Annotated in this window: 16 protein-coding genes; 3 read left to right on the forward strand and 13 right to left on the reverse strand. The window is 44.0% G+C overall.

Features of this window, described 5'->3' with window-relative positions; genetic code table 11:
• Positions 1-7 precede the first annotated feature (7 nt).
• The 6 genes from L4D74_RS03060 to L4D74_RS03085 all read right to left on the reverse strand — a co-directional run bounded on the left by L4D74_RS03060 (position 8) and on the right by L4D74_RS03085 (position 7,956).
• Entirely contained in the window at positions 8-1,411 is a 1,404-nt protein-coding gene (locus L4D74_RS03060) for a methyl-accepting chemotaxis protein (RefSeq protein ID WP_428750640.1), read from the reverse strand.
• Positions 1,412-1,720: 309 nt separating this feature from the next.
• Positions 1,721-2,119, reverse strand: a complete 399-nt coding sequence (locus L4D74_RS03065) for a YgiW/YdeI family stress tolerance OB fold protein (protein ID WP_428750641.1) — start codon at positions 2,117-2,119, stop codon at positions 1,721-1,723.
• Positions 2,120-2,514: 395 nt separating this feature from the next.
• A complete protein-coding gene (locus L4D74_RS03070; RefSeq protein ID WP_428750642.1) occupies positions 2,515-3,795 on the reverse strand; it encodes a dicarboxylate/amino acid:cation symporter in 1,281 nt (426 codons plus the stop codon).
• A 72-nt stretch (positions 3,796-3,867) separates the two neighbouring features.
• Positions 3,868-5,100, reverse strand: a complete 1,233-nt coding sequence (locus L4D74_RS03075; protein WP_428750643.1) for an NAD(P)/FAD-dependent oxidoreductase — start codon at positions 5,098-5,100, stop codon at positions 3,868-3,870.
• 231 nt (positions 5,101-5,331) lie between these two features.
• Entirely contained in the window at positions 5,332-6,435 is a 1,104-nt protein-coding gene (gene mltC / locus L4D74_RS03080; protein WP_428750644.1) for a membrane-bound lytic murein transglycosylase MltC, read from the reverse strand.
• 150 nt (positions 6,436-6,585) lie between these two features.
• Positions 6,586-7,956, reverse strand: coding sequence for an NAD-dependent succinate-semialdehyde dehydrogenase (locus L4D74_RS03085; protein ID WP_428750645.1), 1,371 nt, complete (start codon positions 7,954-7,956; stop codon positions 6,586-6,588).
• A 443-nt stretch (positions 7,957-8,399) separates the two neighbouring features.
• On the opposite strand from L4D74_RS03085, the gene L4D74_RS03090 reads away from it, so the two are divergent.
• Complete coding sequence (locus L4D74_RS03090; protein WP_428750646.1) at positions 8,400-8,777, forward strand: SirB2 family protein; 378 nt, start codon at positions 8,400-8,402, stop codon at positions 8,775-8,777.
• Positions 8,778-8,873: 96 nt separating this feature from the next.
• On the opposite strand, the gene L4D74_RS03095 is transcribed toward L4D74_RS03090, so the two are convergent.
• From L4D74_RS03095 to L4D74_RS03105, 3 genes are read right to left on the reverse strand one after another with little or no spacing between them, the layout of a single operon-like run.
• Positions 8,874-9,587 carry an MgtC/SapB family protein gene (locus L4D74_RS03095; protein WP_265677808.1) on the reverse strand — a complete coding sequence of 238 codons (714 nt, stop codon included), beginning with the start codon at positions 9,585-9,587 and terminating at the stop codon, positions 8,874-8,876.
• Positions 9,588-9,606: 19 nt separating this feature from the next.
• Positions 9,607-10,977 carry a magnesium transporter gene (gene mgtE, locus L4D74_RS03100; protein ID WP_428750647.1) on the reverse strand — a complete coding sequence of 457 codons (1,371 nt, stop codon included), beginning with the start codon at positions 10,975-10,977 and terminating at the stop codon, positions 9,607-9,609.
• A 25-nt stretch (positions 10,978-11,002) separates the two neighbouring features.
• Entirely contained in the window at positions 11,003-11,473 is a 471-nt protein-coding gene (locus L4D74_RS03105) for a hypothetical protein (RefSeq protein WP_265677810.1), read from the reverse strand.
• A gap of 771 nt (positions 11,474-12,244) precedes the next feature.
• Between L4D74_RS03105 and L4D74_RS03110 the strand changes: the two genes are divergently transcribed.
• On the forward strand, positions 12,245-12,706 hold the full coding sequence (locus L4D74_RS03110) for a hypothetical protein (RefSeq protein ID WP_428750648.1): 462 nt from the start codon (positions 12,245-12,247) through the stop codon (positions 12,704-12,706).
• A gap of 439 nt (positions 12,707-13,145) precedes the next feature.
• Complete coding sequence (locus L4D74_RS03115) at positions 13,146-14,825, forward strand: RluA family pseudouridine synthase (protein ID WP_428750649.1); 1,680 nt, start codon at positions 13,146-13,148, stop codon at positions 14,823-14,825.
• A gap of 125 nt (positions 14,826-14,950) precedes the next feature.
• Here the strand turns inward: L4D74_RS03115 and L4D74_RS03120 are convergent, their stop codons facing one another.
• From L4D74_RS03120 to L4D74_RS03135, 4 genes are all read right to left on the reverse strand, one after another.
• Positions 14,951-15,397, reverse strand: a complete 447-nt coding sequence (locus L4D74_RS03120; protein ID WP_428750650.1) for a PTS sugar transporter subunit IIA — start codon at positions 15,395-15,397, stop codon at positions 14,951-14,953.
• Complete coding sequence (gene ulaA / locus L4D74_RS03125; RefSeq protein WP_428750651.1) at positions 15,394-16,650, reverse strand: PTS ascorbate transporter subunit IIC; 1,257 nt, start codon at positions 16,648-16,650, stop codon at positions 15,394-15,396. The genes L4D74_RS03120 and ulaA overlap by 4 nt, the downstream gene beginning before the upstream one ends.
• A gap of 11 nt (positions 16,651-16,661) precedes the next feature.
• On the reverse strand, positions 16,662-16,931 hold the full coding sequence (locus L4D74_RS03130) for a PTS sugar transporter subunit IIB (RefSeq protein ID WP_428750652.1): 270 nt from the start codon (positions 16,929-16,931) through the stop codon (positions 16,662-16,664).
• Positions 16,932-17,164: 233 nt separating this feature from the next.
• Positions 17,165-17,635 carry a hypothetical protein gene (locus tag L4D74_RS03135; RefSeq protein WP_428750682.1) on the reverse strand — a complete coding sequence of 157 codons (471 nt, stop codon included), beginning with the start codon at positions 17,633-17,635 and terminating at the stop codon, positions 17,165-17,167.
• Between the last annotated feature and the right edge of the window lie 4 nt (positions 17,636-17,639).

Genomic DNA, 17,639 nt, shown 5'->3' on the forward strand with positions numbered 1-17,639 from the left:
TGACTCGCTAGACTTTAAGCCCCACCATAAGCGCTTCAAGCGCGTCGGCTTGCTGATTTAAGCGTTGTATTTCGTTGTTTGAGTACGTCACCATGTCGGCGACTCGTTGTGACTGGGCGCGAACTTGCTCGACATCTGAGGCAATATTGTCAGCGACAACACCTTGCTCTTCGGCAGCGGCGGCAATTTCAATGCTTCGATCGGAGATGTATTGGTTTTGCTCTGCGATGTGGTTGATATCATTGTTAACCGAGTTCATGAGTTGCTCGCTGGACTCTGCGTTGTTCACCGTTTGGTGCATGACGGTCATTAAACCTTGGCTGTTGGTTTGCAGCGCCTCAATCATCTTCTTAATTTCGACGGTCGCGGTTTGCGTTCTGCCAGCTAGGGTGCGGACTTCATCGGCAACTACCGCAAAACCTCGGCCTTGCTCGCCTGCGCGTGCCGCTTCAATAGCCGCGTTTAATGCCAGTAAATTGGTTTGTTCAGAAATAGCATTGATGGTGGTGACAACATCATCAATTTGCGTGGTGTTACTGTCTAACTCGGCTACGGCTTCAGCTGCGCTGTTAATTTCTGAGCCTAATTGGTTAATTGCATGTAATGTTTGGCTGACGTTATCCAGCCCCTGAGCGGTCGCTTTGGTTGCTTGGTTCGTTTGGCTGGAGGTGCCTTGTGCATGACTAGCCACTTCACGAATGGAGCCGGCCATCTGTTCGGTAGCACTGGCCAATGAGTCAATTCTTTCTTGTTGGTCGTGAGTGAGTTGTTGGTTCGCTTGGCTACGCTGGCGTAGGTCGGAGCTAATCTGTTGAACTAGAGCAATGGCTTCTTGCGTCGCTTTGACTAGCTGCTGCTCACGAGTAGAGACGCGATCCACGGTTCTTGCGATTAAGTTGAAATCATTACGTGCAGGCGCATGACCAATTCGATAGGACAAATCGCCATCAGCAAGGCGCAAAACAGCGTCGTAAATATTGTAGAGCGCGCCACCCATAAAGGTCATGATGTAGTAGAGGCATAGCGCAATAAAGAGGCACGAAACTAAAATGACGCTGATATGTGTGATGGTGAGTGATGAAAGCAAGCTTGGTTGTTCAGCACTTGTCAGGCTGTATGTAGCGCCGGGTACTGAGATACTCTCAGTACTGTAGTGACCAATTTGTATGTGACTGCCTGAAAGTATACGACGGACGTCATTTTCCGACAGTTCAGATTCTACGATGAGGCTCGCGACGGTGTTCATGTTTTGCTGCTGTAAGCGTTGCAGCTGACTGTCTGATGCACTGATTAGCGTTGAACTGATGATAAGAATGGTAAGGACTGGTGCAAAAAAAAGAATGAGAAAGTTCTCTCTGATCGTTACGTTGATCAAATACTTATCAATCCAGCGGAATGCGATTTCTTTCATGACGTTACTCTTTAGGTCTTGTATGAATAGCAGGAGGTGCTTGGGGCACATTATCCATGTAAAGCGTATTGGTTTTAGAGTCTTTGTGTGATCGTTGTCACGTTGTGTGTGATGGGATGATTGATGTTCACAAAGTCTGTTTGTTTTGTCGGCGGTTACGCTGGTAGAGAGTAGAGAATCGCATTACTAAGCAGTGGTGAGCAGTGAGCAGTGAGCAGTGAGCAGTGAGCAGTGAGCATGAAATGATGCCATGCTTTGGCGATAGTACACTAAGCATGGCATGTAGAGCGTATTAGGATGATGGGTTGGTTATTTTAGGATGTGCACCGAATCTGCTTCAACTGCCACATCGCTGTCATTTTTCTCGATTTCACCATAGATTTTTACCTTGTCTTTTGGTGTAACGGTTTGGCCGCCCCATTCATCCGCTTCTATTTCAATCGGCATCTGACCGGTACTGTCTTGGAAGGTATAGACGTCATTTCCCATCGATTTAACGATATGGCCGACTAGGGTCACTTTGTTGCCATCAGTTAACCATCCGGCATTCATGACTTCTTCGACACTACTTAATGTGTCATTTTCAGATGGGCCTTGAAATCCGCCTGCGGTTGTTTGCATGGCTTCTTTGTTGATAGCCCCTTCAGAAGCAAGGACAGAAGTAGAAAGAAGTATTGATGAAAGTAGAATGAGAGATGTTTTTTTCATTGTTTTTCCCCATGAACTAAAAGTGAGTCAATCACGACTTCATAATTAAATGTGAGCTATCACAGATTCTAATATAGATCAGTGTACTGAAAATGCCATGCACTGATAGTTGAAACATATCGGCTCATTTTGCAAATATCTCCTTTCATACACAACGTCTATATTTGCAAAATAAGCTGCTAAAAAGGCAGATTGAAACTAGCATGCAAAAACAGAAGTTTTTGGGCTTATTCGTCAACCTCCAATCTATCTTTATGCTGTTGTGATGCTAGTAGGGACAAGGCTTCCCTTAGTATTGGTATCCATCTTGTCTGTTATCAAAGCACGGGTGTAGGCCGAAGCCTACAACCCGATATTAGCAATATACTTATAAGAAATAGCACGTATTAACGTGACTAATTTAGGCACTGTTTACCTGCGACTTTGATAGAGGCTGGTTGCTCTTGCTGCCATTTGTCGATGACAAGTGATGCAATCAAATCGCCCTCAACGTTTACTGCGGTTCTAAAGGTGTCAAGCGGACGTTCAATGATAAGCAGTATCGCAATGGCCTCCAACGGGATGCCTGCCGCAAGCAATACCATCTGCATACCAGACATGGACCCTGATGGCATACCCGGCGCACCAATGGAGGAAACCATCGCCATAATGAAAATCATCACTAGGCCCGTCGTGGTTAAATCAACGCCAAACAGTTGCGCTAAGAAAATAGCCGCCACCCCTTCAAATAGAGCGGTTCCATCCATATTCATTACCGCACCGAGAGGCAATACCATGCTGCTGGTACTTTGAGAAACACCCAGCTCCTGTTCTGCCGTTTGCATGGATAGAGGCAGCGTCGCTGAGCTTGATGATGTGGCAAACGCCATAGCCATAGGTGCGGATATCGCACGGAACAAACGACGGTAGCGAATACCAGTGATGAATTTGGCAATGCTTGGCAGTACGATCGCGCCATGAACGACAGTTAAGGTAAAAACGAGTAAAGCAAACAAAGCCAGCTGATGAAATAGAGCATTATTGCCATTAACCGTGAATTCAAACACGATTGAAAATACGGCGACGGGCGCTAAACGAATAATCGCACTTACAATGGTAGTAATGCCTTTGTTCAATCCAGAAAGCGTTTCAAATAGTGAGTGCTTTTCAGGTAAAGAGGCCAGCAGCGCCACGCCCAACATAAATGAAAAAACGACAATAGCCAGCAAGTTCCCTTGAGCAAGCGCCGCGACAGGGTTTACTAATGCCATGCTTACTAGCTTTGCTGCAATAGCGCCGCCAGTCGTGGCTTCTGAATTGATCAGTTGCACACTGTCATTAAGTGGAACGGGGGTTGCTAATGGCTGCCAAGCAGGCAGCATGAGTGATGCACCAAGACCTAAGCTAACGGCAATGAACGATGTGAAGCTATAGAACAGTAGCGTGGAACGGCCAATTTTCTTTAGGCGCATGGTTGAGCCAATGCTGGTAATACCTTGCAATAAGGACAGCATAACAACGATACCAACGACCATTTTTAATAATCCAAGGTAGGTGGTTTTACCGAGCATAATCAGTTGATACCAACTTTGCTGAGCAATTTCATTAGGCAAGGGCAGTAAGCTTGCGAGAGCCCAAGCGGCCGCAGCAGAGAGTAGTAGCTGCAGAGGTAAAGATTGGCGAAGCGTCATCCACATAATGGTTGTTCCAACATAGCAAGGAAAGAAGAGAAGTGGGTGTCTTCTCTTCGTTAGTTCATGAGTAATAAATTATGAAATATTATTTTTGTAAAAAGGGTTGAGTGTGCCTTTCAATCGCTTTAGCACAACCAGAGCGGTGACTCGACCCCAACCAAAGAGAATACGTTGATGAAGTCGGAAGATGGTGTCGTATAGGTTGCGAACTAAGCGACCGCGCAAAATGAGTTTGTTATTCATCAAGCTACCCACGGCATAGTTGTGCCCAACCGCAATCACCATGCCACCGTCATTAAATACAAACGGTTTCATCTCTTTTCCTTTTAGCCTGCGTTTTATCTGTGTCGCTAAGTGCCCAGCGGCTTGATTTGCTGCTTGCGCTCTTGGCGGTACAACGCTACCGTCGGGTTGTGGACATTCAGCACTGTCGCCAATGACAAAAATGCTGTCGTCTACTGTTGTCGTTAAGGTCGCATTCACTTTTAACTGATTGAGGCGATTGGTTTCTAGTCCATCAAGCTGAGCCAGCCACGGTGCGCACTTAATACCTGCTGCCCATAACTGCAAGTTTGCATTAATGACTTCTCCGTTCGCTGTGATCAACTTGCCACTCTCCGCTCGTTTTACTCGGGTGTTGGTTTTGATTTCTACACCGTTTTTTACCAGAGCGTTATGAACTTTCTCAGACATGCAAGCCGGGCCCGCTGGGAGAATTCGCTCAGAGGCTTCAATAAGCGTTACCTTTAAGTTGGCGTCGTTGCGGTAGCGATTAAGCTTTTCATTGACCTTAGCAAGCTCTGCAGCAAGCTCTACGCCTGTTGCGCCAGCACCCACAATAGAGATGTGGTGTTCACCCTGAGCACGCAGCAGAGGATTAATTTGTTCCCATGCTTGTTGTGCTTGCTGCGCAGAGTCGAGAAATAAGCAGTGCTCACTCACGCCTTCGGTTTTAAAGTCATTACTGACGGCACCGACCGCAATCACTAAATAGTCGTAATTGACCATTGAGGTTTGCCCTTGAGCGTCACGAACTTCAATTTCTTTTCGTTGGCGATCAAGACGGCTCATTGATGCTTGGATGGTTTGATATTGATTACAATAGCCATGTTGTAAATAGCTAACCGCATCGAGCTCGGAATCAAAAGTGCCAGCCGCAATTTCGTGCAGACGAGGTTTCCAATAGTGATGGCTTGCAGGTTCGATCAGAACGATGTCATGCTGCCCACGACGGCCAAAACTTCTTCCAAGGCGGGTCACTAATTCAAGGCCGGCTGCACCGCCGCCGACGACTACGATTTTTGACATGATGTGCTCCAATAGCCCAAGCAATCGTGATAGACGTTGCTAAAAATAGGGTTTGCGTTAAAGGTTAAGTCTTCAGTACAAACGGAATGGCGCTATTGTATTGGAACGGTTTATATTGATAATCCCGCTAATTTAAAAATGACTATTACACAGTTGTAATAGTGGTTGAAAGAGAAAGGAAAAGGATCATTACACGGATCTTTTCCTGTTTTGGGTCATGAGGAGACCGTTCTATAGGGTGGTTTCGTTGAATTCTTTTTGAAAATACAGCACTTTTTGCAGGTATCGCCGCGCTTCATCTTTTGGATGTTGCGTAGTCAAAGCGGTATAAACTTGTTTTGGCGCGAGGTTATTTAGTTTGTTCATCGCTTGTTTTCTATCGCGATGAAAAGTTGCGAGCACACCTCCGGTACCGCTGTTGTAGGCCGAAATCATACTAAAGTGCAGAGACGTTGGGTGCTTGACCTCACGCAGGTAACGGTTTTTCAATATGTAAAAATACGCCGCGCCAGTATCGATGTTGTTGGCAGGATCAAAGAGGTACGCTTTGGTTGGAATACCTGGTTTCTTTTTCACCAAATTAAATACATCAGCACCAGCGGTTTTAGGGATGACCTGCATCAACCCATACGCGCCAGCATGGCTGACCGCATAAGGGTTAAAACTACTCTCTGTTTTGATGATGGAGTAAATCAGATCTTCAGTTAACCCATAACGTTTTGCCGCAGCTTGAATGAGTGAGGCGTATTGGTATTCCCTCTGCTCTAGATGATTCTTAACCATGGTAATTTCAACATAATAGGCAGTGCCACGTTTTATGCTTTTGCGTTTAAGCTGATGCGTCATTAAATGATCAGCGTAGCGGTTTGCTCGCCATTGCCACTCAATCGCTTTGCCATCTTGATCGAGAACTTGATTAAGTAAAAACGGTTTACCTTTTAAAGCGGCGGCTTTGTCGCTAAATAGCTCGGCATCTTTTGGGTCTGCAGGCATAAGTAAGGTTTGTACGATGGCTTTCTTGAGTTTGCTGTGCGAGTCACTCTGAGCGATGGTCGAGACGTATATCTTGCCTTTATCGAAATCAATATGAGCCCGAGTTTGGTAACCATCTAGATACTTTACGTAGCGGTGCTTTCCCGCTTGCACAAAGTCATCTTCACCCCATTTTGCTTTTCCTTGCTTGACGACATAGCTGAGCAACTGAGTAATAACCTGCTTCTCTGTGGGAGAAATAACCGGATTGGTCGTGGGCTGGGACGGATTAGTTTGTGATGAGCCAGAAGGCGTGCAACCAGTAATTAGCAGCAGTAAAGATAGGCAAAGTGCTTTCTTCAAGGGTTGGTACTCAATGAGATAAACGATACATGAGCAAGTATCTAATTGTTTCCTTGTTGAGGGAATTATTTTTCGCAATGAGTGAGTATTTAAGAAAAATCGCCCCTTCACCGCTATATACCGTAATCGAAAGGGGCGATGATGAATCTCTTATAATGTTCGAACAAGCTTTTTATTGACGAATTCGTCTATGCCAAGACGCCCTAGCTCTCGACCGAAGCCAGAATTTTTAATCCCGCCAAATGGCAAACAAGCCTCTGACATAGAGAAGGTATTAATGAATGATGCGCCGCAATGCAATTGATTAGCGACGTGATGCGCTCGTGCAGCGTCTTGTGATATTACGGCAGAGCTGAGCCCGTAAGAGCTATTATTTGCCAGTTCAATGGCTTCTTGCTCTGAGTTGACTCGGTACACCACGGCAATCGGACCAAAGAGCTCTTGGTCAAAGACATCCATTTCTGGTGTGATACCAGCCAAAATGGTTGGTTTTAGCCATGCACCTTCTAAAGCTTCTGCTTCTCCGCCTACGATGAGTTGGGCGCCTTGCGACACGGCGGTTTGTATTTGTAAAAGCAACTGGTCTCGTTCAGAAATATTCACCAATGGCGCATACCCTGTTTCATCCAACATCGGATCGCCCGCTTTTAAGCTTGCCAGTGCGGAAGCGAATTTGTCGATGAAAATATCATAGACACTATCGTCTACGATAAAGCGTTTGGCGCTAATGCACACTTGCCCTGAATTGAACATTTTGGCAATGGCAGCCAGTTCTACCGCTTTATCTATATCGGCATCAGCTAGGACAATAAATGGATCATTGCCGCCTAGCTCCATCACGACTTTTTTCAGGTGTTTACCCGCTAGAGCTGCGACATTAGCACCGGCTTTTTCACTGCCTGTAAGGGAAACACCTTGTACCCGTTTGTCTGCAATGATTAGCTCTGATTGGCTAGACGCTATGAATAGGTGGTTGACTAAGTGTTTAGGAAAGCCTGCTCGTTCAAACAATTCCGTGATTGCTAGCGCACACTGAGGAACGTTGGAGGCGTGTTTAAACACCACACTGTTGCCCGCCATTATGTTAGGGGCGATAAAACGAATCACCTGATAAAAAGGGAAGTTCCAAGGCATCACACCATAGATCACCCCTAAAGGGCGGCTTTCGATAAACGCGGAGCCAGCGCTCACACCTTCGATAGGCTCAGGCGCAAGAAATCGTTCCGCATTCGTCGCGTAGTATCGACAGATTTGTGCGCAGAGAGGAAGCTCAAGCGCAACGCCTTCACGATGAAGCTTGCCCATTTCTGTCGTCATTAGCTTGGCATATTCGTCACTTTTCGCTTCCAGAATATCAGCGACTTTCATGAGTAGCGCCGCTCGTTCGGCATACGATGTGCCTTGCCACTGCAGGTGAGCATGATGCGCATGACCAAGTGTTTGCTCGACCTGTGTGTTATCGATAATTGGGAAAGACTTTTCGATTTGGTTGGTGTAGGGATTCAATGTTCTAATTGTCATTTCGTTTCTCCGGGGGGCAAAACTAATGCTTATGGTAAGGGGATACTTGCTCTTCTCGGCAATGTGCCTACGCTATTTTCTTGCCCGATTTTTGAATAGTTTATATTGGTAGAAATGTGACAAAGCCTCCAGTAATCGTCTTTTCCTGTTCGCCTATGCGAGTGATGTGGGAGAGTGAGCGACTTTAATATCTGATATTCGAATGGATAATATTGCGCAAAATAACGTATCAACGTGATGCCATTTGCTCGATGTATAGTTATAGAAAAAGAGAACGGAGTGCGAATAGCGATTGTCTGAGTGCGTGGGTGAAACAAAAAAACAGCAACCAATATCCGGAAGAGAAACAAAAGAGAAACATTTGATTTACATCAAAGAACTCTTTACCCCTATTGCATACCTTAAACGCACGTTTGAATGTAAAGATAGTGTTAAGGATAGTTATGTACTCTCTGATCTTAAAGGCACATGTTGCACTTGTTTTACTTAGCTTCATTAGTTTTTTATTAAGGGCGATGTGGGGCTTTAATGCGTCGGCCCTCATTGAAAACAAGTTTGCACTTGCGATGCATCAGCTATTAACGTTTATGATGCTTATCAGTGCCTTGTTATTGTGTCTGACGATTAAACAATACCCATTTGTTGATCCTTGGTTGACCGAAAAATTCATACTTTTTATCGCTTACGTGGGCAGTGCAATGTTGGTCTTCAGACCTCACCAAAGTCGACAATCTCGCGCTATCTTAACGTCACTAACTTGCATCATTTTTACGTTGATATTTGTTATCGGTAAGCTCCATGCTCCGGTTGTACTTGGCTAATAATGGGCTTAATTTGAGGTAAATAGGAGAGTGAACGAATCACTGCGTTTACTCTCCTATTTTAGTTGGGATGCCCTAGCGTGTAATATTAATAAATTAAGCTTCCGATACCTGCCAACAAGCCGATGAAACCGAGGGTTCTAAACTCAAGCGCCCAACGATCTTTTCGATGTTGTGATCCGTTCTCTTATTAACAAGAATGGATGAGTACACACGTACCTGAGACACTTCTTCACCTTGAATGCTTTCGCTGTCGAGTTTTTGAAGTTGTAAAATACCATCCGACGCGCCTTGCAATAATAACGCCCTAACATAGGGCTCCTCTTGATGATGACACATGACTTCCACGTGATACCGCCACCAGCTTTCATCTTGCTGCGTATGAAGATTAGGGCGTTGGTTTATCGCAGAGACAAGTGGGCGTAGCAGCGTATTGGTGGCAAGCACCATGAGTGCAACTGTGAAAGCACCCGTGTTTTGCCCCACACCAGCCATTACCCCAATGGCTGCCGAGCACCATAACGTAGCGGCAGTATTGAGCCCGCGGATATTGGCTCCTTCTTTCATGATGACCCCTGCACCAAGAAAACCTATCCCTGAAACGACTTGAGCCGCGATACGTGTAGGACTGGCGTCATTGACTTCGAGCGTTGACATCAAAGTGAAACTGGCAGCACCCAGTGACACCAGCGCATTGGTTCTCAAACCAGCCATTCGTTGATGCCACTGTCGTTCGACACCAACAGTTGCGCCAAGTACTGAGGCAACCATAAGCGGCAAAAGAAAAGTGGTTAATTCAGATATGATCATAATATTCTCTTCATTATGGCTAAATACTGACGGGCATATCAAGAATTAACGATGCGACGGAAAAGTAAATAAGAACCCCTAACGCATCAGCAATGGATGTGACCAAAGGCGCACTGGCGGAAGCGGGATCGAGTTTCATTTTGTTGAGCAAAAATGGTAATGACATCCCGACGACGGAGCCGACAAGTACGACGATTTGCATCGTTACCGCAACGACGAGCGCGATATCATACCCACCGCGCCAAAACCCTAAAAAAGAAACCGCTAAGGCCATCGTGATCCCTAGTAAGGCGGCAATCATCAGTTCTTTGCCTAGCATTTTTGCCCAGTCTTTAGCGATAATGTCACCAGTGGCGAGTGCGCGCACCATTAATGTCGCTGACTGAGAGCCAGCGTTACCGCCGCTATCAATGAGTAATGGTAAAAAGAAAACCAAGGCAATATAGCTTTCGATCATGTCCTCAAAGTGAGCGATACCTGCTCCTGAAAAAATATTGCCAAAAACTAAGAGTACCAACCAAAACACTCTTTTTCGGTACATCAGGGTAATGGAAGCGTCCTTTAAGTTTCCTGAGTAATTGACGGCGGCTGTTTTGTGGATATGACGGTCAACATGTTCTTCGGCAACGTCCATGGCGTCGTCATAAGTGACAATGCCAATTAAGCGGTTGTTAATGTCTAGTACCGGAAGTGCCAGTAGGTCGTATTTTCGTATCGCTTGAGATGCGATATGTTGAGCTTCTTCGACACGCACAAAAATACATACCCGGGTCATGATCTCAGAAATGGTTTGCAGTGGTTTGGCGAGAATCAAATCTCGTAATGAAACAGTGCCTTGTAGGCATTCTTGAGCATCAACCACGTACGCTTGATAAATGGTTTCGCTGTCACGTGCGATATGCTTAAGCTGCTTGATGGCATCTTCAACGGTACTATTCATCGCTAAGGTGGCAAAGTCTGATGTCATGATGGCGCCAACACTGCTTTGCGGGTAAGAGGTCAGTTGCTCGATATCGACGCGATGCTCGTGCTCGATAGTACTGAGAACTTGTTGTTGTAATGGAATAGACAAGGTTGCGATGAGGTCTGCTCGTTCATCGTGAGCCATGTTTTGTGTTAATTGAACGAGCTCAGTGATGTCTAGGTATTCCGCAAGGTTGGTCTGTAAAGTAAGTGGCAGGTATTCCAATAATGTAATTTGGGATTCAGGGGTCATTAAGCGAAATAAATCTCGTACTTCCAGTACATTCAGTTGTTGGTCATCGATAAGTGCTACAAAAGCCTCTGCGCAATCTGCTAATGGGTGTGACGCAAGGAAACGCTGCACTGCTGATTGATTTTGACTAATGTGAAGCGACATTAGCTCTTGGGATATGTTGTAAAAAGTCATAGAATTTTCCTTGAAACTATTGGGCTTAGGCGCAAGTTGATAGACGTAGTGAGTGCTTGATTGGCGTGTTTAGGTGTTGGTTGTGATTGTTTAATGCACGAGCATTATTGTGTTCGAATACGCCAATGACTCGATGTTCACTATTCAGTACAGGTAGGATATTCCATCGGCTATGGGTTAATTGCCATGATGCTTGGTCAGTATTTTCAGACGAAAATATGTAATGATTGCGTGCAAAAATAAACTCGGAAACCAATTGCTTTGGGTTAGCGGTGAGCAAATGAATTAGCGGCAATAGACCAAGGTAGTAGCCGCTTTTAGAGATGGCCGCGACGGCATGAAAGTCTGAGGCTGAGCGTGCTATTACTCGCACATCTTGGAGTGAGAGGTCTTCGCCAACACATAAAATACCAGTGTTAACGAAGTGCTCCACAGGAACAAGTCGCGCTGATTTAGCTTGCTTAATTCCTGCTATCGAAAGCAATGTTTTTATCATCTTTGTATCTCCTAAAATAGGATAAGAACAAAGAAACCAAACAGGTGATATCATACCAAAATGATATAAATATCAGCCAAATAAATAAGTGTAAGCCAAGCGTCGACATTGACAATAATTGATGAGTTTGACTATACCAAATAAGTGGAATTTAATATTAAGATGAAGTGTTATTATAATTAGATCCACAGCAGGGTTGTGGCGAATTCAATAGTCGCGATCACATTCATAATATGATCGGATGCTTCATTATAATGATAAATTAATAATCTTTTTGATAATAGCCACAACCAATAGTTATCATGTTGACTATTTAAATCAACGTGTATGTGATTGATATGACTTTAAAATGTTTGGAGTTAACAGGGAGGGGAGTGAGCGTTCACCTATGCCAAGGGTTTCCCTTGGCATAGTCATTAGACTATTGTCAGACAAGAAACTATGGGCATATTCGTTCCACCGAAAACACCAAACTTTATTATTCGACTACTCGAAGAGTCCATAGGTTCCTATTATTCCTGTATTTAAAAATTAGAGTGAAATTACTGTTCTGTAAAATCGAGTGCATCGTAGGGAATATTTAATTGATTGTCAAACTAACTTACCGTCAATGAAATATTCACTTACAAATGACCAAGCGAGTAATCTAATGATAGATACCTCAATTAACTACCCCGTAAACGTGTAATGTCGTGTAATGGTTTCTATCGTTCGTTGAATTAAAATTTACGTGCTTACTTAGGAAGTCGTAGAAAATAAAAGGAACATAACATGTCAGAAACAAGCGAAGTTAATGAGCTAGGTCAATCATCAACAAGTCACAAAGTTGAGCATCGTGAGTACCGTATTGCCACACCGGGGGTTTTGGGTGGTGTTGAGTTTAATCTGACTCTCTCTATTCATCCTAAAACCGGAACGGTAAGCGGTTTTGGTGAGGTGAGTCATCCATCTGTTCACCTTGATAAGCCGCACTTTACCAAGTTAAACGGTGATGCAACACCGTTGTGTGTGATGGGTGAATCTGAATGCAATAACCTCATTGTAGCAACAGGGTATCCTGTTATGCCGGGTTCTTGGGATCCACGCTTTGGCCCAGGCCCCGTATTATTACCAAATGTTGAACTTCGATTACTCGTGAATAGCAAGTACGATGGTATTGTCGCGACCTATACCTATTACACCGAAGACCACACACCGGTTCAAATGGAAAACATTCCAGTACAGACTATTTAATTATCACCATCCAGAATGGGGTATAGGTTGGTTTAGATGTGTCGACACCGGGTACACTAAATCAACCTATTGATACACGTATCGCCATGTAAAATTTCAAAAATCTATTGGCGTTTTATTACCCAGAATAAGTGGTGATAATAGGGATAGATAAGGCATGAGAATTATGCCTACTTCGTTAAATGGTTGGTCTAGGTCATTTTGGGTCATCACACTGCTTGAAGGAGTACGTGATTACTTTTCTATCTGTAATCTCGGGTCGTTAAACGTGTTGCAATGTAGCGGGTCACTTACGCTTTGTGGAAATGACAAATCAGCGACTTATTAACTTCGTCTTTTTGAGTAGTGATCTTACGGCCGTTAACAGTTAGAATTGCCAGCCTTTCATGCCTATGAAGCGTTGTGCTCTTAGGGTTCAACGTTTTATATAGATTGACATATGCACACACCAGAACATTGTTTTACTCCATTTAATAGCTCTATTGATGAGTACACATTGCCTGAGCGGTTTACTTATCCGTTCTATTATACCCCTCATCCACTTTGTCTATTGGCGGCGGAAGAACTTCAACAGCATCTGAATACGCAAACCGAGTGGCAACATAATTTTGGTTTGCAGGATGAGCTAGAAAATGCGATCGGCAAAATGTTTGGGGTGTTATTGGTTGAAAACAGTGTAGGCGAAGTCGGTTATTTGTCTGCGTTTTCCGGAAAAATCGCCGACCAAAATTTGATACCACACTTTGTGCCACCTGTTTTTGATATGTTAGCTCAAGACAGCTTCTTTTTGTCAGGGCAAGCTGAAATTAACCAGATGTCTATTCAGATTGGTGAGCTGGAATCAACGCCAAGATTGACGCGTCTGCAAGTTTTGTTAGCACAAGAAAAACAATATGCGGATGAGGCACTGAAAGTGCATCGAAGCAACATGGTTGAAGCTCGTAAGATCAGAAAGGCTAAACGTGCAGCTTCTAGTGAATTACCTGAAGATGAACGTCACCTACTTAAGCAGCAACTAAGCCAAGCCAGTGTCATTGAAAAGCTGCAACTTCGCGATTTAAAGCTACATTGGGATGCCCGTATTGCGGAAGTTCAATGCGAACTAGACTCTATGATGGCTGAAATCATACCGTTAAGAAACAAACGTAAGCAGCGTTCGTCACAGCTACAAAAAAAGTTGTTTGAGCAATACACATTTTTGAATGCACTTGGCCAAGAGAAAAACCTTGGTGAACTTTTTGCTAAGACTACTCAAGGTGTACCGCCAGCGGCGGCTGGAGAGTGCGCAGCCCCTAAGCTGTTGCAGTATGCGTATAAATGGGGAATGAAGCCGTTAGCTTTAGCTGAATTCTGGTGGGGCGTACCACCGAAGTCGTCGATTAGACAACATAAGAATTATTATCCAGCGTGCCAGGGAAAGTGCCACCCAATTTTAACTCATATGCTTGAAGGGCTTGAGGTGGACGAAAATCCACTACTAAGAAATCCAGCCGAAGGTAAGGAAGTGGATATCCTCTATCAAGACGATGATATGGCTGTCGTGCATAAACCCGCTGATTTTTTGTCCGTTCCAGGAAAAACTATCGAAGATTCAGTTTACCTTCGAATGAAAAAGGCTTTTCCTGAGGCAACTGGGCCATTGATCGTGCATCGTTTAGATATGTCGACATCGGGGTTGATGGTTATTGCTATTAGTAAACGGGCAAACAAGAGTCTACAAAAACAATTTATTCAGCGTACCGTGGAAAAGCGTTATGTCGCTTTGATTGAGGGGTTACTTGAACGAAACGAAGGTTGTATTTCATTACCAATGCGTGGTGACCTTGATGATAGGCCACGACAGCTGATTTGCTTTGAGCACGGCAAGCCTGCCGAAACAACGTGGCAGGTGATAGAGCGTAAAGGTAATCGAACTAAGCTTTACCTTTCGCCCAAAACTGGGCGTACACATCAACTGAGGGTACATTGTGCCCACGCATTGGGGCTACAAATGCCCATCGTGGGCGATGATCTTTATGGCACGACGGCAAACCGTTTGCATTTACATGCTGAACTATTGGTTCTTGATCATCCCATTACGCACGAGCGCATGACATTTCAGGTTGACGCTGAATTCTAAATCACCTTTCTTGCCTATTGAATGAGTGCGTCACTGGTCGCGAAGTCTTGAACATGATGGGGAAAAAATAAACGCCCTTTATGAACAAAGGGCGTTGGATCGGTTTGGGGTAAAGAAGCGAATGATCAGTATCTTTCTAAAATTCTAATTATCTCTTCTTTCGTCTGCGAAGCGATGATGGCATCGACATCGTCGTCATTTTGGAACAGCTCTGATAGTGCCATTATCGTTTGGATGTGGCTGTCTGAATCCATGGCCGCTAATGTCACAGAGAAGTACACATCACCGTTGTCTTCTGACTCAAGGTCAACGCCGTTTTTAAACACCGTGATTTGAAGGGCTGCTTCATTGACCCCATCTTCTGGGCGAGCATGTGGCATGGCAATTTTTGGTGCCAGCACATAGTACGCGCCAATCTCTTGATGTTTTTGCTTAATCGCTTCCAAGTATGTTGCTTGCACTTTTCCATGTTCAAGAAGTTTTGAACAAGTGATCTCTAGAGCCGCATCAACAGTTAAGTTCTCTTCAGTCGAGATAACAATGTTATCGCCAATCAACGTCATAATGCTCATGACACAATCCACCCTAGAATAAGACCAACAACACCAAAGTCAAAGTCTGCAAATGTTGTCGCTTCAAGGCCAATATTACCTAGTACAGGAAGTAGAAGCATTGGTAAGAACGAGATACATAGGCCTTGAGTGAATGAGCCTAAAATCGCACCACGTAGACCACCCGTCGCATTACCGTATACACCAGATGCACCACCAACGAAGAAGTGGGGAACCACACCAGCAACAATAATCGTCCAATCAAACATGCCTTGAATGCCCATCGCAACAAGACCTGCCGAGAATGAAGACAAGAAGCCAATAAGGACTGCGTTTGGTGCAACAGGGAATACCATTGGGCAATCTAGCGCTGGTTTTGCTCCCGGAACAAGTTTGTCAGATATGCCTTTAAACGCTGGGACAATTTCTGCAATCAGCATTTTTACACCTTGCAGTACGATGTAGACACCACCAGCAAAGATTAGTGATTGAAGGAGAGTGAAGACAACCCAGTTTTGGCCGTCAGAGACAGTTTCAACAAACTCACCACCAGCAAAAATGGAGGCAAATAGGAAGAAGATTGCCATGGTTACTGCTACGGCTACTGGCGTATCACGTAAGAACATTAAGCTCTTTGGTACGTTCATATCTTCAGTAGTGGTAGATGTGTCACCAAACTTGCTGCCGATATAACCAGAAACCAAGTAAGACAGGGTTGAGAAGTGACCCATTGCCAGTTGATCAGTACCCATTACTTTCTCTGTGTACTTCTGAGCCAGCGCTGGCATGATGACCATGAGCGAGCCGACGATCGCCGCACCGATAGCGACTAATAGAGTACCAGTAATGCCCGCTGTAGAAAGAATTACAGCAACCAACATCGACATAAACATCGTATGGTGGCCCGTTAAGAATATATACTTAAGCGGTGTGAATCGAGCTAATAGAATATTAACCACGAAGGCAAAGAACATGATTAAAGCCATTTCATAGCCAAATGCTTCTTGTGCTAAGGCAACAATCGCTTCGTTATTTGGAATAACACCACTTACACCAAATGCTTCAGTAAATACTACGGAAAAGTTGTTTAGAGCGCCAACAAGAGCGCCAGCACCAAATCCTAAAATTAGGAAACCCATTACGGTTTTAATTGTGCCTTTTAAAATGGTTGATACATCTGCTTTCTGAGCAACTAAGCCAATGAAAGCAATTAATCCAACCATTATTGCTGGCTCTTTTAACAAGCCTAGCATGAATTCAAAGAAATTAGCCATGATATATTACCCTAGATGATAGCTTTTAATTGTTCTTCAATTGACACTTTGTCAAATATATTAGCTAAGCTGATTACGTTTGTTTTTCCTGCATCTTTTAGCTGATTGGCAACATCCGTTGCTGCGACCCAAATATCGGCTTTACTTGATGTTGCTGATGATAGATCTTCATGATCGACTTCAGCTTCAAACCCAATTTTCTTTACCACTTCTTTAACCGCCATTTCCATCATTAATGAAGTGCCGAGGCCATTTCCGCATACAACCATAATCTTTTTCATAATATATCTCTGTAGGGTTTGTTGATCTAAGAATAAGTGTTTCACGTCGTTGATGGAGAGGATATTACCGAAAACAAGGTTAATTGATATCGACTTGGCTCACAAAGTCAAAATGATCTTGTGATGCTGATCACAGTAAGTGGAGGTTTGCATAGATTTGGATAATGATTGCCGGGTGAGATATAGGGTGAGAAAAAGGGTTGTGTGTGGTTGCTTATGTCCTAAGTTTAGTATTATTTACCATAGTCGGTAATCATCTTTTTCAATAGTGAGTTAACATCTTTAGTTTTCTTATTTCTTTTTGTTAAAGCACTAAGCGATGTCGGAAATTCTAATTCCTCATCATGCTCATCACTCTCTTCTATATGTTCTTTCATCTTTTGTACTGCAGGAAGTAACATCCTTACTTCTTCGCCGTTGCTGTTCTCTAAAACTACGATGTTTTCGGATTCAACTTGTTTAATGGTTAATAAACCGTGCTTGAGCGATTCATATTTTCGGCCAACCATTGAGGATTGTGGTGGAACGGAACGGTCCGTTATTTGACCACTACGAAGCTTTGCTGCGGTGGTAGAACGAATATTTCCTGTGTTTTTAAAGGCAACTATAACGGTATGAGTGTTGTAATACTCAACAATCATCACGGAACCATGCCTTTTTGTTTCAAATGACGCACCAATCTGCATATCTTTTGGTGCATCCATTTTT

Source organism: Vibrio cionasavignyae, assembly GCF_050337155.1.
GTDB classification, from domain to species: domain Bacteria; phylum Pseudomonadota; class Gammaproteobacteria; order Enterobacterales; family Vibrionaceae; genus Vibrio; species Vibrio nomapromontoriensis.